The organism is Phyllobacterium sp. T2-21, from assembly GCF_055378485.1.
On sequence record NZ_AP027914.1, the window covers coordinates 300214 to 323467 of the forward strand.

Annotated in this window: 19 protein-coding genes and 1 pseudogene; 12 read left to right on the plus strand and 8 right to left on the minus strand. The window is 55.8% G+C overall.

Features of this window, described 5'->3' with window-relative positions:
- The first annotated feature begins 56 nt into the window (after positions 1–56).
- The 3 genes from ACZ5FP_RS21710 to ACZ5FP_RS21720 all read left to right on the plus strand — a co-directional run bounded on the left by ACZ5FP_RS21710 (position 57) and on the right by ACZ5FP_RS21720 (position 3808).
- Positions 57–1238 carry a glycoside hydrolase family 140 protein gene (locus ACZ5FP_RS21710; protein ID WP_464664158.1) on the plus strand — a complete coding sequence of 394 codons (1182 nt, stop codon included), beginning with the start codon at positions 57–59 and terminating at the stop codon, positions 1236–1238.
- A 142-nt stretch (positions 1239–1380) separates the two neighbouring features.
- On the plus strand, positions 1381–2451 hold the full coding sequence (locus ACZ5FP_RS21715; RefSeq protein ID WP_464664160.1) for an NAD-dependent epimerase/dehydratase family protein: 1071 nt from the start codon (positions 1381–1383) through the stop codon (positions 2449–2451).
- Between the two features lie 25 nt (positions 2452–2476).
- A complete protein-coding gene (locus tag ACZ5FP_RS21720) occupies positions 2477–3808 on the plus strand; it encodes a DUF4910 domain-containing protein (RefSeq protein ID WP_464664161.1) in 1332 nt (443 codons plus the stop codon).
- 62 nt (positions 3809–3870) lie between these two features.
- On the opposite strand, the gene rfbC is transcribed toward ACZ5FP_RS21720, so the two are convergent.
- Positions 3871–4413, minus strand: a complete 543-nt coding sequence (gene rfbC / locus ACZ5FP_RS21725) for a dTDP-4-dehydrorhamnose 3,5-epimerase (RefSeq protein ID WP_464664163.1) — start codon at positions 4411–4413, stop codon at positions 3871–3873.
- 317 nt (positions 4414–4730) lie between these two features.
- On the opposite strand from rfbC, the gene ACZ5FP_RS21730 reads away from it, so the two are divergent.
- From ACZ5FP_RS21730 to ACZ5FP_RS21755, 6 genes are all read left to right on the plus strand, one after another.
- A complete protein-coding gene (locus tag ACZ5FP_RS21730) occupies positions 4731–6026 on the plus strand; it encodes a methyltransferase domain-containing protein (protein ID WP_464664164.1) in 1296 nt (431 codons plus the stop codon).
- Entirely contained in the window at positions 6023–6835 is an 813-nt protein-coding gene (locus tag ACZ5FP_RS21735; RefSeq protein ID WP_464664165.1) for a glucose-1-phosphate cytidylyltransferase, read from the plus strand. Before ACZ5FP_RS21730 ends, ACZ5FP_RS21735 begins: the two co-directional genes overlap by 4 nt.
- The gene (locus ACZ5FP_RS21740) at positions 6832–7500 is read left to right on the plus strand and encodes a PIG-L deacetylase family protein (protein ID WP_464664167.1); all 669 of its coding nucleotides are present in this window, start codon (positions 6832–6834) and stop codon (positions 7498–7500) included. Before ACZ5FP_RS21735 ends, ACZ5FP_RS21740 begins: the two co-directional genes overlap by 4 nt.
- A gap of 409 nt (positions 7501–7909) precedes the next feature.
- Positions 7910–8701, plus strand: a complete 792-nt coding sequence (locus ACZ5FP_RS21745; RefSeq protein ID WP_464664169.1) for a LuxR C-terminal-related transcriptional regulator — start codon at positions 7910–7912, stop codon at positions 8699–8701.
- 135 nt (positions 8702–8836) lie between these two features.
- Positions 8837–10951, plus strand: a complete 2115-nt coding sequence (locus ACZ5FP_RS21750; RefSeq protein ID WP_464664171.1) for a GumC family protein — start codon at positions 8837–8839, stop codon at positions 10949–10951.
- Between the two features lie 95 nt (positions 10952–11046).
- The gene (locus ACZ5FP_RS21755; protein WP_464664464.1) at positions 11047–12246 is read left to right on the plus strand and encodes a polysaccharide biosynthesis/export family protein; all 1200 of its coding nucleotides are present in this window, start codon (positions 11047–11049) and stop codon (positions 12244–12246) included.
- 59 nt (positions 12247–12305) lie between these two features.
- On the opposite strand, the gene ACZ5FP_RS21760 is transcribed toward ACZ5FP_RS21755, so the two are convergent.
- Entirely contained in the window at positions 12306–13298 is a 993-nt protein-coding gene (locus tag ACZ5FP_RS21760) for a GDP-L-fucose synthase family protein (RefSeq protein ID WP_464664173.1), read from the minus strand.
- Positions 13282–14352, minus strand: a complete 1071-nt coding sequence (gene gmd / locus ACZ5FP_RS21765) for a GDP-mannose 4,6-dehydratase (protein WP_464664174.1) — start codon at positions 14350–14352, stop codon at positions 13282–13284. The genes ACZ5FP_RS21760 and gmd overlap by 17 nt, the downstream gene beginning before the upstream one ends.
- Before the next feature lie 431 nt (positions 14353–14783).
- Between gmd and ACZ5FP_RS21770 the strand changes: the two genes are divergently transcribed.
- The 3 genes from ACZ5FP_RS21770 to ACZ5FP_RS21780 are packed head-to-tail and all read left to right on the plus strand — an operon-like array spanning position 14784 to position 18467.
- A complete protein-coding gene (locus ACZ5FP_RS21770; protein ID WP_464664465.1) occupies positions 14784–15983 on the plus strand; it encodes a glycosyltransferase family 4 protein in 1200 nt (399 codons plus the stop codon).
- On the plus strand, positions 15983–17224 hold the full coding sequence (locus tag ACZ5FP_RS21775; RefSeq protein WP_464664466.1) for a glycosyltransferase family 4 protein: 1242 nt from the start codon (positions 15983–15985) through the stop codon (positions 17222–17224). Before ACZ5FP_RS21770 ends, ACZ5FP_RS21775 begins: the two co-directional genes overlap by 1 nt.
- A gap of 37 nt (positions 17225–17261) precedes the next feature.
- Entirely contained in the window at positions 17262–18467 is a 1206-nt protein-coding gene (locus ACZ5FP_RS21780; protein ID WP_464664176.1) for a glycosyltransferase, read from the plus strand.
- Positions 18468–18485: 18 nt separating this feature from the next.
- Here the strand turns inward: ACZ5FP_RS21780 and ACZ5FP_RS21785 are convergent, their stop codons facing one another.
- From ACZ5FP_RS21785 to ACZ5FP_RS21805, 5 genes and pseudogenes are all read right to left on the minus strand, one after another.
- Entirely contained in the window at positions 18486–19073 is a 588-nt protein-coding gene (locus ACZ5FP_RS21785; protein ID WP_403184357.1) for an LbetaH domain-containing protein, read from the minus strand.
- Positions 19074–19133: 60 nt separating this feature from the next.
- Positions 19134–20426, minus strand: coding sequence for a hypothetical protein (locus ACZ5FP_RS21790; RefSeq protein ID WP_464664467.1), 1293 nt, complete (start codon positions 20424–20426; stop codon positions 19134–19136).
- Positions 20423–21085: a YdcF family protein gene (locus ACZ5FP_RS21795; RefSeq protein ID WP_464664177.1), complete on the minus strand. Its 663-nt coding sequence runs from the start codon at positions 21083–21085 to the stop codon at positions 20423–20425. The genes ACZ5FP_RS21790 and ACZ5FP_RS21795 overlap by 4 nt, the downstream gene beginning before the upstream one ends.
- Entirely contained in the window at positions 21082–21915 is an 834-nt protein-coding gene (locus ACZ5FP_RS21800; RefSeq protein WP_464664179.1) for a glycosyltransferase family 2 protein, read from the minus strand. The genes ACZ5FP_RS21795 and ACZ5FP_RS21800 overlap by 4 nt, the downstream gene beginning before the upstream one ends.
- A gap of 339 nt (positions 21916–22254) precedes the next feature.
- Positions 22255–23107: pseudogene (locus ACZ5FP_RS21805) on the minus strand (MraY family glycosyltransferase); the annotation flags it as partial.
- Positions 23108–23254 lie beyond the last annotated feature (147 nt).

A 23254-nucleotide genomic window follows, 5' to 3' on the forward strand; every position in this document is an offset into this window, starting at 1 on the left:
TGCGCATCTCAACCAACCAACGCTATTTGGAAGATGCTGCAGGGCGGCCATTCCTGATGACAGCGGACACGGCATGGTCCCTCATAGGGGATCTGTCCCGCGAAGAAGCCGATCACTACCTGGAGGATCGCAAGAAACGCGGTTTCAACACCATCTTGGTTTCGCTTATCGAGCACCGCTTCAGCCGCAACGCACCGGGCAATTTCTACAAGCGAAAGCCATTTGCGGCAGGCGGCTTTGTCGCCCCCAACGATGCCTATTTTGACGATGCCGAGTGGATTCTGCGCCGGGCGCAGGAGCGGGGATTTCTTGTACTGCTCGTCCCGGCCTATCTCGGTGTGAATGGCGGAGATCAGGGATGGTATGGCGAGATGCGCGATGCCGGTGTCGAAGCAATGAAGGCCTATGGAACCTACATCGGCAAAAGGTTTGGAAAATTCAACAATATAATCTGGATACAGGGCGGCGACTACGATCCGCCGGATATGAGCCTGGTCGAGGCTTTGGCCGGATCGATTGCACGCGCTGACCCGGATGCACTACAAAGTGTGCATGGCGGGAGGGATGCAAGAACAGACCTTGTCTGGAAAGCACCCTGGAAAAAGCTCGATACGCTCTACACCTATGGCAATGTTGGAGAGGCTGCGCTCATTCAATATCTAGTCTCACCGGCAAGACCCTTTTTTCTCATTGAGGGGATGTATGAGGGGGAGAACGGTGCAACGGAGGAAACGGTTCGGGTAGCAGCTTATTCCGCCCTTCTGTCCGGCGCCGGCGGCCAGGTATTCGGCAACAATCCCGTATGGCATTTTTCCGGGCCCGGCATACATAAGGAAACGGTGCCCTGGCAAAAAGCGCTCGCAAGCCGCGGTGCCCAAAGCATGACCTATCTCAAACAATTCTTCGAAACCATTCCCTGGTGGGATCTTGTACCCGATCAGGGCAAAGTGCTGACGACACAAGGCCAGCCGGCAGCGGGCATCGCGGTGGCCGCGCGTTCGCCCGGCGAAAGACTTGTCGTGGTCTATCTCTCGGGTATGAACAACGTCGTTCTCAACGCACAGGCAGACTGGCAGTCCACCAGAGATATCCGTTGGTTCGATCCATCCTCCGGACAATATATGGCTGCCAAAGAGCCAATAGTGAGCGTCGCCGGCGCATTGGAATACCGTGTTCCTGCAACCCGGAATGCGTCGGGTTACCGGGACTGGCTTCTCGTTGTGAAACAGCGCGATTAACACAGATCAGGCAAAAGAAGTAGGCGCTTCGCCGAAGGTTCAGCCAATTGCATTTGCGATCCTCCAAACTCCTCTCTCGTCCCAGCCCGCCCACTGGAAGTACCGTGGCATCAAAGACGGTTTCTTTGAAAGGGTTGGAACAATGAAGGTACTTGTGACAGGACATCGCGGCTATATCGGTTCAGTCATGGTTCCCTTCTTGCAAAAGGCAGGCCATGAGATTCACGGCTTCGACAGCGAACTCTACCGGAATTGCCATTATGCGCCCGGTGGAGCCCTGCCTGACATACCGGGATTATGCAAAGACATACGCGATGTCACCGCGGACGAACTGGCAGGCTATGATGCTATTGTTCATCTCGCAGCACTCTCCAACGATCCGCTGGGGAACCTCAACCCGGAGGTCACCTACGACATCAATCATCGCGCAAGCGTTCATTTTGCGACAACCGCGAAGAAGGCCGGCGTTCCGCGTTTCCTTTACGCTTCTTCGTGCAGCAATTACGGTCAATCCGGCAGCGACATAATCGATGAAACCGGAGCATTGAACCCGGTCACTGCCTATGGTTGTTCGAAAGTATTGGCCGAACGCGACATCGCGGAACTCGCCGACGAGACGTTCAGCCCAACCTATTTGCGACCGGCAACGGCCTATGGTCTTTCACCCATGCTGCGTTTCGATATCGTCTTGAATAATCTCGTGGCATGGGCCGTGACGGAAGGTGTCATCCTTTTGAAATCCGACGGAACCCCGTGGAGGCCAATCGTCCACATCGAGGATATCTCACGGGCTTTCCTGGCGGTGTTGCAGGCACCCCGGCATGCCGTACACAACGAAGCATTCAATGTCGGGCAGTCCGAACACAATTACCGTATCCGCGATATCGCTGAAATCGTCGCGGATATCGTTCCGGGCTGCCGGCTGGAATTTGCACCCGGCGCCGGCCCCGATACACGTTCGTATCGGGTCAGCTTCGACAAGATCAGGCGGGTTCTTCCCGATTTCAAGCCACGCTGGGATGCAAAAGCCGGGGCCGAGCAATTGCATGCGGCCTATGTAACCGCGAATTTGACACTGGCGGAATTCGAAGGCCCCCGCTATCAGCGGATCAGCCATATCCGTCAGTTGCTCGATGATCGGAAACTCACCTCCAGCCTGCGCCGTATTTCAGCAGTGGAGCGCCATCCAGCGCTGTCCGATGCCGTCATATGATCATCCCGCGCCAGTTGTTAACAACATGGTAAATGCGCCCGACCGGACAAAGTCCTCCGTTGGAACAACGACAGACATCGGCCTTTCCATTCACACCCTGGCCGCCCGTCTGTTTCCTATATGTCGCAGCATCACGGGCGACGGCGTCCGTGACACCTTGGCCATTCTGGGCCAGCAAATTGATATGGTCGTGCACGAAGTCCCCACCGGAACCCCGGTGTTCGACTGGGTGGTACCGTCCGAATGGAATATCCGCGATGCCTACATCAAGGATGGCTCCGGCCGCAAGCGCATCGATCTCGCCAAATCCAATCTGCATGTAGTCAGCTACAGCAATCCCATTCACCGTATCATGCAACTGAGCGAACTCAGACCCCACATCCACACACTACCCGATCAGCCCGACCTGATCCCGTATCGAACCTCATATTACAGCGAGCAATGGGGTCTGTGTACAAGCCATAATGCCCTTCTTGCGCTCGCGGACGGCGAATACGAAGTCCTGATTGACGCTGAAAAGACTGACGGTCATCTCACCTATGGTGAATACCTCCACAAAGGCACCACCGATAGAGATGTGCTGTTTTCCGCCCATATCTGTCATCCCTCGCTTGCCAATGACAATTGTTCCGGCCTCGCCCTCTTGACCCTGCTCGGCAAGAGTTTGCAGTCCCGCAAGACACGCTACAATTATCGCTTCCTCTTTGCGCCGGGAACGATCGGCGCGCTGACCTGGCTTGCCCGCAACGAAGACAAGGTTGCACGCATCGATCACGGCCTGGTCGTGTCGTGTGTTGGGGACGGCGGCGGCCCCACCTACAAGCGCAGCCGTCAAGGCAACGCCATTATCGATCGGGCGATGGAAAGCGTCCTGTGCTGCGGCAATCGACAGGCAATCATGCAGGACTTCAGTCCCTACGGATATGACGAGCGGCAATATTGCTCCCCGGGATTCAACCTTCCCGTCGGTCTGTTCCAGCGCAGCGGTTTTGGAACCTTCCCTGAATATCACACCTCAGCGGACAACATGGCGCTCATTACACCCGAAAACCTTGCGCTTTCCTTCCAGATGATCAGCGAAGTCATCGATATCATTGAAACGAACTGGACCCCGGTCAACCTTTTTCCCAAGGGCGAACCGCAGCTGGGCAGGCGCGGCCTCTACGCCTCGCTGGGCGGTGACAAATCGGCCGTGCAGACCTCGATGGCCTTTCTCTGGGTTCTCAACCTCGCAGACGGAAATCACAGCCTTCTCGACATGTCGCTGCGTTCCCGCCTGCCCTATCCGGATATTTTCCGCGCCGCGCAATTATTGCTGGAAAAGGGTCTGCTCGGCGGGGAGCTGCCGCAGGCGTGATGGGATGAGCGTGGTTGGGGCCGGACAGGCTCCCTATATCCTTTGCCACATCCATGTTTGGGTTAACCGCAAAGCTGCTCGCTCAGGAGCGGCCAGGACCGGTCCTTGTCAGAAAGAACCGCTGGGGGCGCCGGCCAATCGATCGCAAAGGCCGGGTCATCAAAACGCACGCCGTCAGCAGCGGCTGGATGGTAAAATTCTGAAATCAGATAGGACACCACGGCATCATCGCTCAGGGTTTGGAATCCGTGCGCAAAGCCCTTGGGTATATAGAGCTGGCAATGGTTGCCATCCGACAGGTCAAATCCGGCATAACGCCGGTAGTTCGGCGAATCCGGCCGCAGATCAATGATCACATCCCATATTGCGCCTCTTATGCATGAAACCAGCTTGACCTCCGCATGGGGTGCCTTCTGGAAATGCATGCCGCGAACTGTGTGCATTGTCAGTGAATGCGAGGCGCTGTGCTGAACGAACTCGGTGGCAAGCCCATGTTCACGGAACTCCTGCGCGCAGAAGGTCCGCGCAAACGATCCCCGCGTGTCATGGTGGGGAAGCGTCTCGATAAGCCATGCTCCGCTCAGTTCTGTCTCGGTGAACCGCATCTGATCCCGCCTCGTCCACGACGACCTGCCAATGATAGGCACAATCTTGTCAGAGCCCCGGCAGGAATGAAACTCTCCAATAGAGGTAGCGAAAACTGTACTTGAGGTTGTCTGCGGCACCATCCCGCCCGTTTCGCTGCGGTGCCGTTTCAAAGCACACCGTTTGACGGAACGCCGCTTTCGCGGGTCATCCGTTCGGATGATCCGTTTGATCGCATTGGCAGGTCGCCTACCATCACGTGAGGCCATAGATTCAGACTGGGGAAGACAATCATCCCCCGCATCCAGGACACCGACAATTCATCGGGAGCGAAGGTATGAATCTACTGGCGAACACGTTTTCCCTGGCGAACCAATCAGGCAGCAGAACCCATTTCTGCCGCCTTTGCAGCGCGCCGCTCAGGCATACATTCGTTGATCTGGGTATGTCGCCGCCGTGCGAGAGTTTCGTTGCCCGCGACCGGCTGGATGATATGGAACCCTATTATCCGTTGCACGCCTTCGTTTGCGAGGAATGTCTGCTTGTGCAACTGAACGAATATGTCACCCCGCAGGCCATCTTCGAGGAATATGCTTATTTCTCCTCCTATTCGACCAGTTGGGTCGAACATGCGAAAACCTACTGCCATCAGATAGCAAAGCGTTTGCAGCTCGATACGCAAAGCCTTGTTGTCGAGCTCGCCAGCAATGACGGATATCTCCTACAGCATTTCATCCCGATGAAAATTCCGGCGCTCGGCATAGAACCGGCGGCAAACGTCGCCAAGGTCGCGATCGAAAAAGGCGTATCCACGCGTGTGGAATTCTTTGGAGAAGCCTATGCCCACCAGCTGGTCACGGAAGGCCTCCAGGCTGACCTTATCGTTGGAAACAATGTTTTAGCGCAGGTGCCAGATCTCAATGATTTCGTTGCTGGCATGGTTGCGTTGTTGAAACCGCAAGGCGTTATAACCCTCGAATTTCCGCACCTTGAGAAATTGATATCGCAAGGCCAGTTCGACACGATCTATCACGAGCATTTCTCCTATTTCTCGCTGCTCACCATCGAACATCTGGCGAAACGGCATCACCTCAAAATCATCGATGTGGAAGAATTGTCGACCCATGGCGGATCGCTGCGGGTGTACCTTACCCACGCCGCCAGCACATGGCTCGTGCGGGAAAGCGTCGCCCGGATCAGGCAGAATGAGATAAACGCGCATCTTGATCAGCTTGTCACCTACACCGCCTTCGCCAGCCGCGCCCGCAAGGTCAAGCGCGATCTCCTGACATTTCTCATAGCGGCCAAAACTGAAGGCAAGACGATTTGCGGATATGGCGCGCCCGGCAAGGGCAACACCCTGCTCAACTATTGCGGCATCGGGCCTGACTTCCTCGATTTCACGGTGGACCGCAACCCCTACAAGCACGGCCGTTATACACCCGGGATGCATATCCCGATCGAGCCTGTGGAGGCGATTGACCGGCTCAAGCCTGACTACATCCTCATTCTTCCCTGGAACCTCAAGGACGAAATCGTGAAGCAAATGCATCATGTTCGCGAATGGGGTGCCAAATTCGTCGTACCCATTCCGGGTGTCGACATTGTTGATCCGAGAGGTGACGAGCTATGAAAGTGGTTCTGTTCTGCGGCGGTATGGGTACCCGTATTCGCGAGTACTCGGAAAATGTACCCAAACCCATGATACCACTCGGTTCCCAACCCATATTGCGCCACGTGATGCAGTATTATGCCGACTATGGACATGAGGACTTTATTCTTTGTCTGGGTTACAAGGCAAATGTCATCAAGGATTTCTTTCTCAACAGCAGGCCGCAGACCTTTGCCGATTGCGTCGTCAGTGGCGACGGGACTGTCGAGGTTTTGGGTGAATCCCAAAAGGACTGGCGCATATCCCTGATTGATACCGGCATATGGCGTAACATCGGCGAGCGTCTTTGGGCAGTGCGCGATCAGTTGCGCGGCGAACGCGTCTTTCTCGCCAATTACAGCGATGGGCTCACCAATGTCGATCTTGACGATATGATCGAAAAATTCGAGGCGAGCGGCAAGATCGCCTGTTTTCTTGCCGTGCGCCCGCCCCTTACCTACCATCTTGCGGATATTGCCGATGACGGCCGCGTTTGCGAGTTTCGATCCTCCGACCGTTCGGACATCTGGATCAATGGCGGATATTTTCTCATGCGCAGTGAAATATTTGATTACATGCGCGAGTCCGAAGAACTGGTGCTTGAGCCTTTCAGCAGGCTTATCAAGGACAACATGCTCATGGCTTACAAGCATGAGGGTTTCTGGCGCTCCATGGATACGCTTCGTGACTGGCAGGCACTGCAGGAGATGGTGGAAAGAGGCGAAATGCCATGGATGGCCCATGCACCCGCCCGCAGTAACTCCAGGGCGTCAAAGGTCAAAGTTTTATGAGGTCATTGCCCTTTGCCTACCACGGGCAACGGCTGTCGGTATTATGCCTCGGCGCCCATTCCGACGATATCGAGATTGGTGCGGGCGGTACGATCCTGCACATGATTTCGGGCGGCGCCTTGCTTGACGTTCACTGGTGCGTGATGAGCAGCCCGGGTGACCGGGCTACGGAAGCGCGCGCATCAGCCGATGCGTTTCTTGCCGGCGCATCATCAACGCGTGTAGAGATCGCCCAGTTCGAAGACAGTTACTTTCCAAGTCAAACACGCGAGTTGAAAACGTGGCTCAATGCGTTGCGCGACCGCGTCTCGCCTGACATTATTTTCACCCACGCACGCCATGATGCACATCAGGACCATCGCGCGATCAACCAGCTCACCACAAACGTGTTCCGGGACCATCTGGTGCTGGAATATGAGATTCCCAAATGGGACGGTGACCTGACCGAGCGCAATGTCTACGTTCCCCTGACCGAAGAGATCATGCAGCGCAAAACGGAACTCCTTCTGAAACACTTCGGAACGCAGCGATCCAAAGACTGGTTCGACGCGGATACATTCCGCGGTCTTGCGCGCCTCAGAGGCATTGAATGCCGGGCACCGGGCAGATTTGCAGAAGCTTTCACAGCCCGGAAACTGGTGATCAGCATGGGCACCGGTCAATAGGGCAAACCGCCTTGCCTGGTTGCAGCCGAATTATCCGGCGATGGGGTGAGCTGCTTCCGGCCGCGGTACACATCGACTCAAGCGAAACAGAGCAAACGTCGTTCGCCCCGATTCGGAACCATCGTTTTGTAACGTCTGCGCGGTCTAGAACGCAGGTCTAAATCCCGCGATAAAGCCAGTAATACGCCCGTTCTATTTTGACCGGTTTACCCCTCTATTTTAATTATACTAATGGATTAGTCATTTCATAATTGCCTGCTTGCTTCCCATCCAAAGGACTACGCGTGGGATTAAAGACTTTCCTCCATGGAAGGCGTAAATTGATATTGCCAAAAGAAGTGCAATTGAGCGGAACAATCCGTTCATGACAAACAAACATGCAAAAAAGCATCAAACTTGGGGATAAATTATGGAAAACATGCATGGTAACCATACTCTAGACGAACTGGTAGATGAGGATATTCATAAAATTATAGAAATCACTGATAACTCATCTTACACAACAAGTGCCAACGAAAACAAATTCCAAAAGTATTCTACCAACGACTATTTGCTTATCATTGACCGCCGTGCCCTTGAGAGGGAGTGTCTGGCCCAGGCTTTAGCCGCCCATCACATGGGTTTGAAGGTTAAAACCTGCGGCTCGCTGCAGGAATGGCAAGCTTCCATCAACAATCCTGCTGGGCTGCGTGCCGTACTCGTCAACACGGGAAACCGCAATCTGAGCGACGGCGATCTCTCCGCAGAAATATGCGAACTGGTCGAAGCGTTCCAGAGGGTGGCTGTCGTCATGGTTGCGGACAATGATGATCTGACAACCATTCTCAAGGCCCTCGAACTGGGCGTGCAAGGTTATATTCCGACAACCGTTGGAATTGAGATCTGCATGCAGGCTATTGAACTGGCGATCGCCGGCGGGAAATTCGTTCCTGCAAGCTGCGTTCTGTCTCTCAGGAAACTGATGGGTGGCCGCAGCGATGAATTCCGGCACATAACGACCTCGTTTACGGCACGGCAATCGGCAGTCGCCGAGGGGCTGCGCCGGGGCAAGGCCAACAAGATCATCGCCTATGAGCTGAACCTGTGCGAGAGCACGGTGAAGGTTCACATACGCAACATCATGAAGAAGCTGGGTGCAACCAACCGGACAGAGGTGGCCTACAAGATCGGCGACATGATTCCACACGAAACCAGGTTTTGACGCTGGCTGGACCCCAGCCGCTCGCCATCCGATTTTGCAGGAACTCACGCAATGATTTTCTCCGATAGCATTCCTCACGCATCAGGGCCGGCAATCCATCGCCTTGTTTCAGTTGTTCTCAAGCGGCGGAAGACAATGCTTGCAGCGTTGTCGGCATGCCTCTTGCTGACCACTGCCGCCTATACGACGACGCCGGCCCAATACGTGTCCGAGGCGATCCTTGCTCTGGACGTTCGCAAGTTGCAGGCCCTGCCAACCGAGTCTGTTGTCTCTCCCTTGCCGCAGGAGAGCCCGGTGCTGCGCACTGAGCTCGATATCATCAGCTCACGCATGATGGCCGCGAAAGTGCTGACCCGGCTCGATAGCCTGAACTTTGATGCCGATGGACGCATCAATCCCGTCGATCAGCAACCACCCACAAATACAGCTGGCCCCGATCAGATCAGCCCTTTGCCGGCGCAATCGGACGAGGACCGCAATCGCAGCCGCATTGACAAATTGCTCTCCAACGTCAGCGTCGTGAATGATGGCAGGTCATACACCATCTACATCAGTTACAGGGCAGACAACCCCCAGTACTCCGCTGCGGTGGCCAACGCGTTTGGCGAAGCCTATCTCGACTATCAGGTCGATCTGCAAACATCCGCAACCCGGCGTGTGAGCGACTGGCTTGGCGGAAAACTTGTCAGCCTGCGCGCGACACTTGAACAATCGGAGCGGGCAGCCGCGGACTTCCGCGAAAAATCGGGCCTTGTCAAAGCCAATGGCATGACCCTCCAATCGCAGCAGATCGCTGCCCTCAACACGGAACTTGCCAATTTGCGGGCGAAGCTCGCGGGCGCAGAGGCGCGCCTTTCCACCGCAATCGACGCGTCGAACAACAAAGCCGGCGTTGCATTGTCTGAAATTCTCGGCTCGCCGGCCATACAGCAGTTGCGTGCCGAGCAGTCGCGCGTCGAGCGATCGCTCCAGGAAATCAGCCAGAGCGGCGCCGTACAAAGTGTGCAGCTACCTCAGTTGAACTCGCAACTTGCCTCGTTGAAGAGCCAGATTGCCGGCGAAGTACAGCAGGTTATCGACAGTTTGAGGAACGAGATCAACGTCACGCATCGCCAGCAGGCGGCAGTGGAAGCGAATCTTAGGGAAATGCAGGAAGGCATGTCCGCAGCGAACCAGGCACTGGTGCATGCTGACCAACTTGACCGCGAGGCGAGCGCAAACCGCGCAATCTACGAGAGCTACCTGACCAGATATAAACAAACCATAGAGCAGGACGGCATAGCAACGGCTGAAGCCCGCATGATCTCACGTGCCGTACCGGCACGGTCGAGAGCAAGCCCCCACCTTTCAACGTGGATGGCGCTTGGCATCATTGGCGGCACATTCCTGGGCATATGCGCATCCTTCCTTCTTGAAATAAGGGACAAGTCAATCCGGTCGGCGCAAGCGCTCGAAAATGCGACCAGAACCCCCATCATCGGCCGGATCCCCAAATTGTCCAGCCGCGAGCGCAAAAATGCCGCGCTGATTGTCAGCGAAGGGCGCTACGGCTTTGCGCGTGCGATTGCGGATTTGCAGGCTCACCTCCTTCTGTCTTCGCCACAGAAAATGGCCCGTGCCATCGCTGTCACATCAGCCGGGACCCAGGAGGGCAAAACGCTCATCATCGCCGGACTGGCCCGGTCATTGGCCGCGACAGGTGTTCGTGCCATCATCATCGACGCCAATTTCACCGCCCCCATGGTTGGGCAGGAATTCGGCGATCAGTTTGGGCCTTATCTGGAGGATGTGATCAGAGGCAGGCACACGCTGGAAGCCGTGATTCAGCACGATGTATTCTCATCGATCGACTTTGTGGCAACGCAAGCCTGTTCCGTTCCCGCTGAATTCCTGCTGGGACACGAGCAATTTGCCAAGGTGATCCATGCCCTGAAGCATCAATATGACATCGTGCTCATCGATACTCCGGCGGTTTGCCTGGGTGCGGACGCGATCCGTGTGGCCTCGCTGGCCGATACCACAATCCTTGTCGCACAATGCGAACGGGCCAACATGGACGACATTCTCAACGCCGTGAAGGTGCTCAGTTCCGACGGGCGAAGACTGAGCGGCATCGTCATCAACAGCGATCCAAGCATAAAGGATGCCTCGCCCCCCGATCACCAGCCGCCAGCACCCGCCACAGCGAAGCGCTTCGTGCTGGAAATCGCCAGCCACAAGAAACTCCGCTCTTCAGCGGCCAAGGTATGAGGGCGAAAATGCTCAAAGGACAAAGGAAAAGCCCGGCATCTCTGCTATCGCGGATAAGCAATCTCCTCATAGCGGGAACCGTATCGTCAACGCTCTTGTTTTCCCTGGCGGCTGCCCCTGCCCAAGCAAATCAGGAGCCGTACAAGATCGCTTCGGGAGATGTTCTGCTCATAACAGTCTATGGAGATGCCGGATTGACGGGTATCTTTCCTGTCAGCGTCGACGGAACAATTGCCTATCCCATTCTTGGCAATATAGCCGTTGCCAACCATACGATCACTGAAATCGGGCAAACCATCACACAATCGCTTCTGCAGCATATACCCGGTCTTTCCGTTTCTGTTGCCGTGAAGGAATACGCACCCGTTTTTGTCATCGGGGATGTCCAGAAACCCGGAAAATATGAATATCGGCCGGGAATGATTGCCTTGGAATTGTTTGCGTTGAGCGGAGGTTTGCGGCAGGCCGCCGACAAGCTCGACACCGCGGGTATCCAGCTGGTTGCGGCACGGCAGGAATATACCGACACATCGCTGCAACTCTTTGCACAGGATGTGAAGCGCGTGCGTCTCGAAGCCGAATTGAATGGAAAGCAGTTTGACTATGATCTGACAGCGAGCCTCGATGCGATCGATGACAAGGCCGAGCGGCAGCGGATCGTCGATTCCGAGCGAAAGCTTTTCGATCTTCGTCTTTCCGCCCTGCAAAGCGAAGCAACTGCGCTTGAGGCGCAGAAACAGAACTATGCCGAAGAAATCACCACGCTGGAAGAAAGCACAAAGTTGCGCAACGAGGAAATTTCACTTCTTGAGCAAAATGTGAAGGCGTCCCAGAGCCTGGTGGACAAGGGCCTTACGGCGCAATCAACATTGCGCGATACCCAACGCCAGCTTTCGGCGATGCGCCGGGATGCGCTCGAATTCGGCTCGTTCCTGGCACGCGCAAAGCAGAATGAGAATGCGATCCAGCAGCGCCTGCTCGCCCTGCACGATTCACGCTCCAATGATGCGGCCAAAGATTTGCGGGACATTGATCTCGATATCCTGAGATTGCGCAAGAAAATGGCATTCATCGCACAAACCATGGGTGAAATCGGAGCCGCGGCCCAGCGCGTGTCGTCGCGTGAAGAAACGGTCAAGCTGACCTTCACGGTGGTTCGGGTGGTGGATGGAAACTATCAGGAAACGGCCCTATCGGAACATGATGAGATCAGGGCCGGCGATATTCTGCGTGCGCAACTTGAACTGCCCAACGCGGCAACACCCGAGGCGATCGTGCCCAAGGCCGTCAACTGACTGTGCGTGTCTTGTAGTCAGAGCCTTCCGCCAGGGCGTATTCCAACGCCCCGCGTTCATCAGGATCCCGTCTGCGCCAACCCGTTTGAAGGCGCCAACGACGTCTGCCAGCGGCTGTAGAGATCGCGAATACCGGCCTCCAGCTCGATACGGGGATGCCATCCCATAGCCTCCATCTGCGACGAATCCAGCAACTTTCGCGGCGCCCCGTCTGGCTTCGACGTATCGAAATCCACGCAACCACGATAGCCCACGATCCTGGCGATCAGGAGCGCAAGGTCGTGGATGGAAATCTCTGCACCGGAACCGATATTGACGTGGCTGGCCGAGGCATAATTTTTCATTAGAAAGACGCAGGCATCGGCGAGGTCGTCGACGTGGAGAAATTCGCGCCGGGGCGTTCCCGTGCCCCACACGACAGCTCTGGGGCTACCCATCTCCTTGGCCTCATGCATTTTGCGTATCAGCGCCGGCAAAACATGGGCCTGTTGCAGATCGAAATTATCATTCTGCCCGTAGAGATTGGTTGGCATGGCTGTAATGAAGCATTGTCCGTATTGGCGCGCATAAGCCTCCGCCAGTTTCAGCCCCGCGATCTTGGCAATCGCATAGGCCTCATTCGTCGGCTCAAGGCTCCCTGTCAGCAATGCCTGCTCTTCGATGGGCTGGTCGGCATATTTCGGATAAATGCAGCTTGACCCAAGCCATAGGAGTTTCTCCACATCAAGCCGGTGCGCTGCATGCATGATGTTCATGGCGATCATGGTATTCTCGTAGAGGAAATCTGCGGGATGATGGGCGTTTGCCAGGATTCCGCCCACGCGCGCCGCAGCGATGAAAATGACGTCCGGCCGCGCAACCGCCATCCATTCCTCTGTCTCGCGTTGACGTGTCAAATCAAGCTCGGTGTGATCGATCGTGATGAGGCGGCATTCTTCCCGCCTCAGCCGCCGCACCAGAGCGGAGCCCACCATGCCGGTATGTCCGGCAACCCAGACCCGTTTACCGCGAAGCTCGAAATTGCGCCGGGACACCTCAACCATAGAAGTCATTGCGGCTTTCTTCCCGCATGATGGTCCGCATATCCGATTCTACCATTTCCGATACGAGATCTTCAAAAGCGGTCGTGTGACTCCAACCCAGCTTGACGCGCGCCTTTTCAGGGTTTCCCAACAGCAGGTCAACTTCCGCCGGCCTGAAATAGCGCGGATCGATCTCGATGATCTCCTTGCCGCTCTTGCGGTCGTAGCCGATTTCATCAACGCCGGTACCGCTCCATTCAATGGATTTTCCGACGGTTGAAAACGCTCTTTCGACGAATTCGCGCACCGTGTGGGTTTCGCCTGTCGCCAGAACATAATCATCAGGATCGTCCTGCTGGAGAATACGCCACATCCCGTCGACATAGTCGCGTGCATGGCCCCAATCGCGCTTGGCTTCGAGGTTTCCCAGACGAAGCTTATCCTGCAATCCACGCTCAATCGCGGCGACGGCACGCGTGATTTTCCTGGTCACGAACGTCTCACCGCGGATCGGGCTTTCATGGTTGAACAGGATGCCATTTGAGGCGTGAAAGCCATAGGCTTCCCGATAATTGACCGTTATCCAGTAGGCATAGAGCTTGGCCACCGCATAAGGGCTGCGCGGATGAAACGGCGTGCCTTCATGCTGAGGTGCCTCAATGCTTTTGCCGAAGAGCTCCGATGTCGAGGCCTGATAAAAACGGCAGGTCTTTTCGATCTTCATGATGCGCATCGCCTCCAGCAGGCGCAAAGTACCCATCGCGTCGGCATTGGCCGTGTATTCCGGCGTTTCGAAGCTGACCTGCACATGGCTTTGCGCTCCGAGATTGTAAATCTCGTCAGGCTGAATTTCCTGAACCACCCGGCAAAGGTTGGTAGCGTCCGTCAAATCACCGAAATGCAGATGAAACCGGACATCGTCATCATGCGGATCCTGATAGAGATGGTCGATACGGGCCGTATTGAACGACGACGATCGACGCTTCAGTCCGTGCACGATATAGCCCTTTTTTAGGAGAAACTCGCTGAGATAGGCTCCATCCTGTCCCGTAACCCCAATGATCAATGCCGTTTTCTCAGTCATTCGCAATTCCCGTCCGTGTGTCCTTGAAGTGTGGTGACAAACGCATTGCCGTGCCGAATTCCATCATGGAGAAACCCGCCCATCAGCAATGGATGGAAGCCAAGTATAGGCGGCGACATCGAATAGACACTTCGGGAATAGGGATAGGAATACTGATCGAAAACAGCGATTCCGCCATGTTAGGGCCGATAATGGCAAGACGGCATGCACGCCTGTCCGCCTCACCCTCTCCAGAAGGCGTAGGGGCTTAAGCCCCGCCAGGGCCGTCTGTAGTGCGTTTGTTGATCTTGCTTGCGCGCGCCGCCACCTGCGAAACTTCATTCCTAGCTTTGCCTGCGGCCACACAAACGGCCCGGGCATAGGAAGGATCCGGAATGAGAATCGTTTTCGCAAACCGCTATTTCCTGCCCGATCAATCGGCCACAAGCCGCATGGTATCCAGCTTGGCGTCCGCGCTTGCGCACCACGGCTTCGATGTCACGGCAATTGCAAGCCGCACACTTCACGACCACTCGGGTGTCGTTCTTCCGGCGGAAGAGATGATTGCCGGCGTTGCAGTGAAACGGCTTTGGGCCACCCGGTTCGGACGCCATCACCTGGCAGGAAGGATCGTTGATTATCTGACATTCCACATATCGGTTTTCATATGGTGCCTGAGGTATCTTCGCTCCGGCGACTTGTTCGTCGTTTGCACCGATCCGCCCTTGCTGTCGGTGACGACCGCCCTGCCGGCCTTGTGGCGCAACGCCCGGATAATAAACTGGGTCATGGATCTTTTCCCCGAAGTCGCCATGGAACTGGAGATGCTTTCGAGTAAAGGCATTCCGGGGAGAATCAGCAAAATGCTGCGCAACTGGTCTATGCGCAAGTCGACCATGATTGTCTGCCCGACCGAGATGATGGCGTCCTATTTGCAAGGCAGTGGCATTCCGGGCGATCGGATTCGTGTCATGCACCATTGGTCGGATGGCAGCGAAATCTATCCGATTCCACGATCAGACAATGGCCTGAGACGGCACTGGGGACTGCAGGATAAATTCGTCGTTGGTTATTCCGGCAACTTTGGGCGGGCACATGACTTTACCACCCTGATTGAAGCGGCAGCCCTGTTGAAAGACGACAGCGATATACAGTTTCTCCTGGTCGGGGGCGGGCAGCAGCGGGCACGTATCGAGGAAATTGCCCAGAAGCGTCAGTTGAAGAACATCCTGTTCAAGCCATTACAGCCACCGGAAAATATTTCGGAAAGCCTGAGTGCCGCCGACGCCCACATTGTCTCGCTCATTCCCAGGCTTGAGCATTGCATTGTCCCGAGCAAGTTTTACGGCATTCTGGCAGCTGGCCGCCCCACGCTCTTCGTTGGAGCGTCCGATGGGGAAGTGGCAAACGTGATTGCGTCAACCCGGTGCGGAGAGGCCGTTGAAATCGGCGAAAGTCAAAAGCTTGCGGGCCTGATCGTCCAGCTGAAAAACTCCCCCCAGCAATGCACCCAGATGGGGTGCAACGCCCGGGACCTGCTGGAAACGGTCTATTCGCGGGACAACGCAGTGCAGTCATGGTCCGACGTCATGTCTGCGTTTCAGCAACCGGGTACGGATCCGTTGAGGTCCACCATTTTTAGGTCAGCATGATGGGTGGAACAGTTGTCGTCAGTCAGTTGGGCGCGCGAATGCATTATGCCGTCCCCCGCATACTCGCCGCGCAAGGCCGGCTTGCGCATTTTTACACGGACATCTGCGCGACCGATAGCTGGCCCCGCGTGATCAACACCGTGCCCCGATCGATGCTCCTGCCATCCCTCAAACGCTTGATCGGCCGCGTGCCCAAAGGTGTGGCGCCAGACCTGACCTCTACCTTTCCCGCATTCGGCGTCATCTCGGCCATCCGCCGGCTCAGAGTTACAAATGTGATTGAACACACAAAGCATGCCGTTTGGGCCGGCACCCATTTCTCACAACTGGTGGCATCCAGCGGATTTCATGGAGCAGCCGGCCTCTACGCTTTCAGCGGCGATGCGCTCGAGCAAATGCAAGCGGCCAAAGCACAGGGAATGTGGACGGCCGTGGAACAGATGATCGCGCCGCGCCAGGTCGTTGAAGAACTTGTTCAACAGGAACAACGCAGTTTTCCCGACTGGGCAGGGAAATATGAAGTGAACCACTATGCGCAAACCTTCGCCGCACGTGAGAAGGCCGAATGGGCGCTTGCGGACATCATCATCTGTCCGTCCGAATTTGTACGCCGCAACGTCGTCGCTTCCGGTGGCCCTTCTGATCGATGCGTCGTCGTTCCCTATGGCATCGACTCTGAATTCGAAGATCGCAAGACCATTCGAACGGATGGTCCCCTGCGTGTGCTGACCGTCGGCGAGGTGGGGTTGCGCAAGGGCTCGCCCTATGTGGCCGAGGCGGCAAGGTTGGTTGGACCATCCGCACAGTTCCGCATGGCCGGGCCAACGATACTGTCGGCTGACATCCGGCAGAAGCTGGCTGCCGTAGTGGAACTGCGTGGCATCATACCTCGGTCGGAGATGATAAAGGAATATCAGTGGGCGGACGTCTTCCTTCTCCCCTCGATATGTGAAGGCTCCGCCACTGCGATCTACGAGGCGCTCGCCGCAGGTTTGCCGGTCATTTGTACCGAGAACGCCGGAAGCGTCGTCAGGGATGGAATAGACGGTTTCATCGTTCCTATCCGCGATAGCAGCGCGATCGCAGACGCACTCCTGCGGCTTGCAAAAAATCCGGCATTGCGTGCCCGGATGTCGAGCCAGGCAAAGGAGCGGGCTTCCGAATTCACCGTCGAGCGCTACGGCCAGCGGCTTATGGACGTTCTGGCTCCCCGTCTTCAAAAACAATTCGCGGTGGAATGATAGGTATGGAAATTCACCCCATGCAGCCTTTGTCTGAATGGACACCAAGCAGGAGAGTTCCGATATGCGTATAGTTCATATCATTTCTTCCATTGATCCTGCGCACGGCGGCCCACAGGGCGGGTGCATCCGTTTGGCAGCGGCACAGTCCAACCAGGGCCATGATGTTCATATCGTCAGTTATGGGGGGCCGGACATACAAAGGCGGGCTTTCAAGGCCGCAGATACTGTCCCGCATTTCGCTTCGATAAAGTGGCATTTGCTGGCAGATCCGGATATGAAAGAGCGCATTCTTTGCCTGCAGGGCCGCAAGCAATTGCGGGCAATTCTCGACGCGGCATCCTTCGTCCATGTCCACGGTGTCTGGGAGCCGTTGCTCAAGGTGGCGGCAAAAATCGCACACGGCAAAGGCATTCCATATTGCGTACAACCGCACGGGATGCTCGATGTGTGGAGCATGAAACAGAAAGCCTTCAAAAAGCGGATTGCGCTGTTTTTGGGGTATCGCGCAATGCTGAACAACGCCAAATTCATTCTGGCGCTCAATACAGACGAAGCGCAACTGCTGAAACCGCTCGAACTCGCATCGCCCAATCTCATCATTCCCAACGGGGTATTTCTGGAAGAGTTCGAAGAGCTTCCCTCGCACGGGTTCTTCAAGGAGCGGTTTCCGTTAATCGGCAACAAACGCGTCATTTTATTTCTATCGCGGCTTCATACCAAGAAGGGACTGGATGTCCTGGCAACAGCTTTCGCCCGCATTGCCGGCGCCTATCCCGATGTCGATCTGGTGGTAGCAGGTCCGGACGGTGGCGCGCGCGACGCGTTCATCAATCTAGTCGGGCAGTTGCACCTGAACGACCGCGTTCATTTGGTTGGCGGCCTTTATGGCAAGGACAAGCTTCGCGCCCTGGTTGATGCCACCTGTTTTTGCCTGCCAAGTCGCCAGGAAGGCTTCAGCGTCGCCATTCTCGAAGCGCTTGCGTGTGGATTGCCGGTGGTCATCAGCGACGCCTGTCATTTTCCGGAAGTCCGGTCAGCCCGCGCCGGCGCGGTTGTAACCCTTGCACCGGATGACGTCGCATCTGGTCTTTGCGATATTCTCAGCGACGCCGGAATGGCACATGCAATGGGCCGAAACGGCCGTCAGCTCGTTCGCGACCAATATACCTGGCCGCAGATCGCCGCATCGACGATCAATGGCTATATGGGGAGCATTCGCCCAACGCTGCCGGCCTCGTAACACGGCATATGGCGAGGTTCACACCGGACCGCCACGCCGTGGCCTCACCGGTTTCGCCGGATTGCCGACATAGATCGTCCACGGATCCAACGCGCGCGCGGCCACGGCTCTGGCACCAAGGACAGCACCCTCCCCGATGACGACACCGGGGCCGACGAAGGCCTCTGCAGCCACCCAGGCATTCGCCTCGATGATGATGGATCGACTGGTCAGCGGAAAATCACTGTCATCGACGTCATGGGTGCCGGTACACAAATGGGCACGCTGCGAGACGATCGCAAAATCCCCGAACGTTATTTCGGCGACATTGTAACAAAGCACGCCCGGCCCCATTGACGCGTGCTGTCCCATCACAAGATTGCCGGGCCACCAAATCCGCGCACTGCCGCGAACAATCGCCGTGGGGTGAATCCGGGCTCCAAAGCGCCTCAGCAACCAGATGCGCCAGCGGCTGCACGGCGAAGGGGTCCACGCCGCCAGCAGGGTCCAGCAGATCATCCAGCTCAATCGCATCAGCCGGAATCGCAGCGCGAAAGTCGCACCGCCGAAACGAGGCAATGGCTCTCCTGATGTATCCAAGGCTGTATCGGCAAAACGTGATCGCATTGCATTATCTCCCTTAAAACATTGCCTCAGCCGTTCAGCTGTCGATCTGACCATCCAGGTTTAGTGTGATACGACCGGGCGTAGATGCGGAGGCGCCGACATGACATGAGATTGCACAGGTGGCGCTTGGGATGCTGGACGCCGTGCCCATGCGAGGGCAGGCACCAGGAAAATCAGCATATGCACCCACACAATTAGCGCCCAATCCGTCTGATGAGAAATGGCATGCATGGCGGGGACGATCGACAGTATGTAAACAATCTGGGCCGTCGTCGCGCCGGCATTCGCAGAGACCCACAATCTTCGGACGATATAGGACAGAAGGAGAAATTTGAGGGCGCCAAAGTACCAGAAGGACTGAAAAGCGTCAGCCATTCCTGTTTCAGTAGTACCGGTCAAAGGATTGTACTCGCGCCCCAGAGAGGGAAGCGTTGCCATCAGCGCGGTTTTGAACTTGTCGCCAAAAATCTGCGCGGGAACATAGTTGAAGACAAGGCGATTCCAGTGGAACAAGCCATAGTCGAATTCCAGTGACATATCCGTGTTGTAAACGCGCAATATGGCATTGCGCATTTCGGGGCCGCCGTTCTTCAGCAGATTGTCGAAATTGGATGTGATATCGATCCGAGAGATATCCCCCCAGATGGGTCCCGAGTTGGCGCGTGTTATGTCGCGATAATCGCTCATCGAGCTCATCAGCAACATTCCCATCACAATGCCGATGATAGCGAATGCCCGCGGCACAACCCATGATCTCTGGAACCAGTATGCCAGCACGAAGATCGCAATCAGTTCTACCGCTTCAGCCCGCTTGCCGGTCACCACTATCCGGTCGAGATAGAATATGAGATCCACGGCAATGATGATGGCAGCCATCCAGGAAACGCGGCGTGCGAAACACAGCGCAGCAATGGCAAGGCCATAGCTCATGAACCGGGCAAAGAACAGCCATGCCACCGGAGCGCCGCTCATCTGCACGCCGACCGAAACATCTCCGGGTAATCGGCTCAGTTTGTAGTAGAAATATGCGCCCGTAACCGACAGAAGCAATGAAACAATCAGGAGCTTCCTTTCTTCAAAGGACTGTTGAAGGAAGCGAAGCGGTTGCGCATTCTCCGACCATCCGAGCCAGCACATGATGAGGCAAAGAATCGAGAATGCTATCGTCTTGACGTAAGCCCCCTGCGGCAGGAACGGGTCAGCAGCGAGCGCCGGAATCTGCGGCAGGATAAAGCTGAATGTGATGACGCCGACCAGAAACGGAAACTGGTAAAGCCTTTCGCGCTGCAGGAGGCCCCAGCCGATCAGCCAGAGAACGGTAACGAGCATCAGCCATGTGAAAAGCCAGTTCATGCCAACATTCCCATGGCGAAGGTTCGGGCATCGCGTTCGCCGCGATCTTTCCACAACGAAGAACGCAACACATACCAGAGGCTCTTCGGGTACTCCTTGAAAATCTGAATGCCGTCCTGCTCGACCGCGATCCGCCACATGGGAACGTCCGGCTCAACAGGAACCGATTGCCATTGGATATTGAACGCGATCTTTTTGAAACTGTTTAGAGCGCGGCGGGAATGAAACCAGCTGGTGACAAGAATAGCTTTACGCACCTGCATGCGTTGCAAGATGGGATTGGAGAAAAGCGCGTTCTCCCACGTGTTTCTTGACTGGCACTCAACCGTGATTGATCCGGCATCGACGCCAAATTCCAACAGGGATTTGCGTATCCAGTAACAATCCCCGTCGCCGGTTATCAGAATTTTCTGCGCCATGCCAGCCTGCCACAAGCGCGCGGCCTGCGCGGCGCGAGCGGGCCCGTCTCCACCCAGAACAACAATAATGTCCGCCTGGGTTGCCGGGTTGCGCACGCTCAGCAGCGTGTTGGCGAATACAATTGCCAGGGGATAGCTGCACAGGGCAAACAGTCCGAGGAAAAGGATGGCGGCGAACCTCCAGCGGCGAACCAGACCACCGCGTCGACGCTTCGAGATGGAAGCTGGCAACGGCGTCATATCGAAAGACCATGTTCGCGGCGGCGCTGCTCCTGAATCTTGATTACAATCATGTACTCGTAAGCGGCAATAAGCCGGCAATAATGGTAGCCTTGCCAGCCATCCAGGAATCCGCCTCGCAACAGATACATATAGACAAAGCGGGCCGCTGGACGGAACGGCACCCGATAGGACAGTTCCTTGAGCGCTCTGCGGCGAGCTTCAGGAGTCGGGCTGAAAAAGTCCTTCCATGGGATGCCTCTGTCGCGCAGGATCTGCAGCGACTCCTTCGCCTCAAAACCGGAATACCTGTTGTGTTTGTCAAACCAGGCAGTCAGGCCCTTGCTGAAACTATAATGGATGAAATGGGAGTTCAGCCGTCCCGTCGGACCGTCACCCACGCAACGCGAATGGCACTCGCGCTCATATCTCACCCGCTCCGGGCGGCACAGCCGCGTTATCCATGTCGGATAAAGGCTGCTGTGCTTGACCCAGCGTCCCATGAACATGTTCTTGTAGCGGACGCGGAAAAGTGCCTCCGGCCGGTCTGGATCGCGCGCTATCGCCAGCATTTCGTCGCGCAGATCATCAGGCGTAATTTCGTCCGCGTCCGGCATGTAGACCCACGGATGCTTGAACTCTATTTCCTTGAGGCCGTACATGCGCTGCTTGGTTTCAGTTTCATATTTGTGCTGATAAATCCGCGCGCCTGCCTTTCGGGCAATTTCGAGCGTTTGATCAGTGCTGAAGGAGTCCAGAATGACGATGTCGTCACACCAGGACAGTGATGCCAGACAAGCCGGAAGACTTGCTTCCTCATTTAGCGTCATGATCAGGACAGATACTGACACGTGAACACTCCATTCGCAGGTGCTAAACCGGATCCGACAATATGCCGGGTTTCGGTTGCGCCGATTGATGATTTGTGCCGAAGTTCTTGCTCGCCTCCGCGCGGAGAAGAACTGGCGAAACAGGATTGAGCTGGCCCATCGTTACCGGACGCATACGGACGGTGTTGCTGGTGCCATTCGACACGAAAACGAACGCCGAATGAATGATGACCGGTATGAACAGTCCAAATGTCATGAGGTAGTTGGAGGCACCCACCAGAATACCGACGGCCCCGACGCCACCGCAAATCGCGGATGATGCCACAATGATGTTTGTGGTCATCGCGTGGGAGTGCGATCTGTCCAGCAGCAGGTGATGCAGATGCCAGCGATCAGCCGTTAGCGGATTACGCCCCGCATGCATCCTTCTCACGATAAGACTGATGGTATCCGTGACTGGCACAATGACGATCCAGAGCAAGACAGGAAAGGCAGTCTCGCTCTGCCGCGACAAAGTGATGATCAAATAGGCAATGGCTGCACCCAGCGCTGTACTGCCGGCATCGCCAAGAAATATTTTTGCCCGTGCAGACCAGGGGCTTCGCATGTTGAACAGGAGAAAACCGCAAACCGCGGCGAGAAGAACGAGGCCGGAAACACCCAGTTCTCCAAGCCCCTTATAAAACGAAAGCAGGCTTATCCAGAAAAGGGCAGCTGCAGCACAACCGCCTGCAAGTCCATCCACGCCATCAATCATGTTCCATGAATTGACCAGCCCAATAACGAACAGAATAGCAATGATTGTGAGGACAGGCAGCGCTGAACCAATAAGGGCGAGCGGCAGCATGTTTGCTACATAGATACTCGGTGCTGCCAGCGGGATTATCAGAATGGCGCTTGCCAAGAATTGCACAACGAGCCGCGTTCGAGCCGAAAGTTCCGTTCGATCGTCCATCACGCCGATGCCCAGGATTATCAGAATCCCGATCCAGAAACTGACCGGAAAAGGCGCTACGCCTCGGGATAAAAGACTGACCAGAAAAAATGCGGAAAAGATCGCGATCCCGCCGCACAACGGAACAACGTTTTCGTGTTGTTTTCGGCTATCCGGATAATCGACGAGCGCCAATGTATGGGAAGCCTTTTTGAGAAATCCGATAAGCAATACCGTCATTGACAGCGTTGCGAGACAGCTGGTGAACCAGAACAACAAGGTCTACCCCCACTTGGTCGTGCATTCACCAATGCCAAGTGTCATCACCTTCATTGTTGACGTGAATGCTTTTCCCAAAAAGGTAGCGCGACGCTCGAACCAATTCCATTTAGGAGAAAAGACGAGAAGGTCCGCCTGAAGTATGAG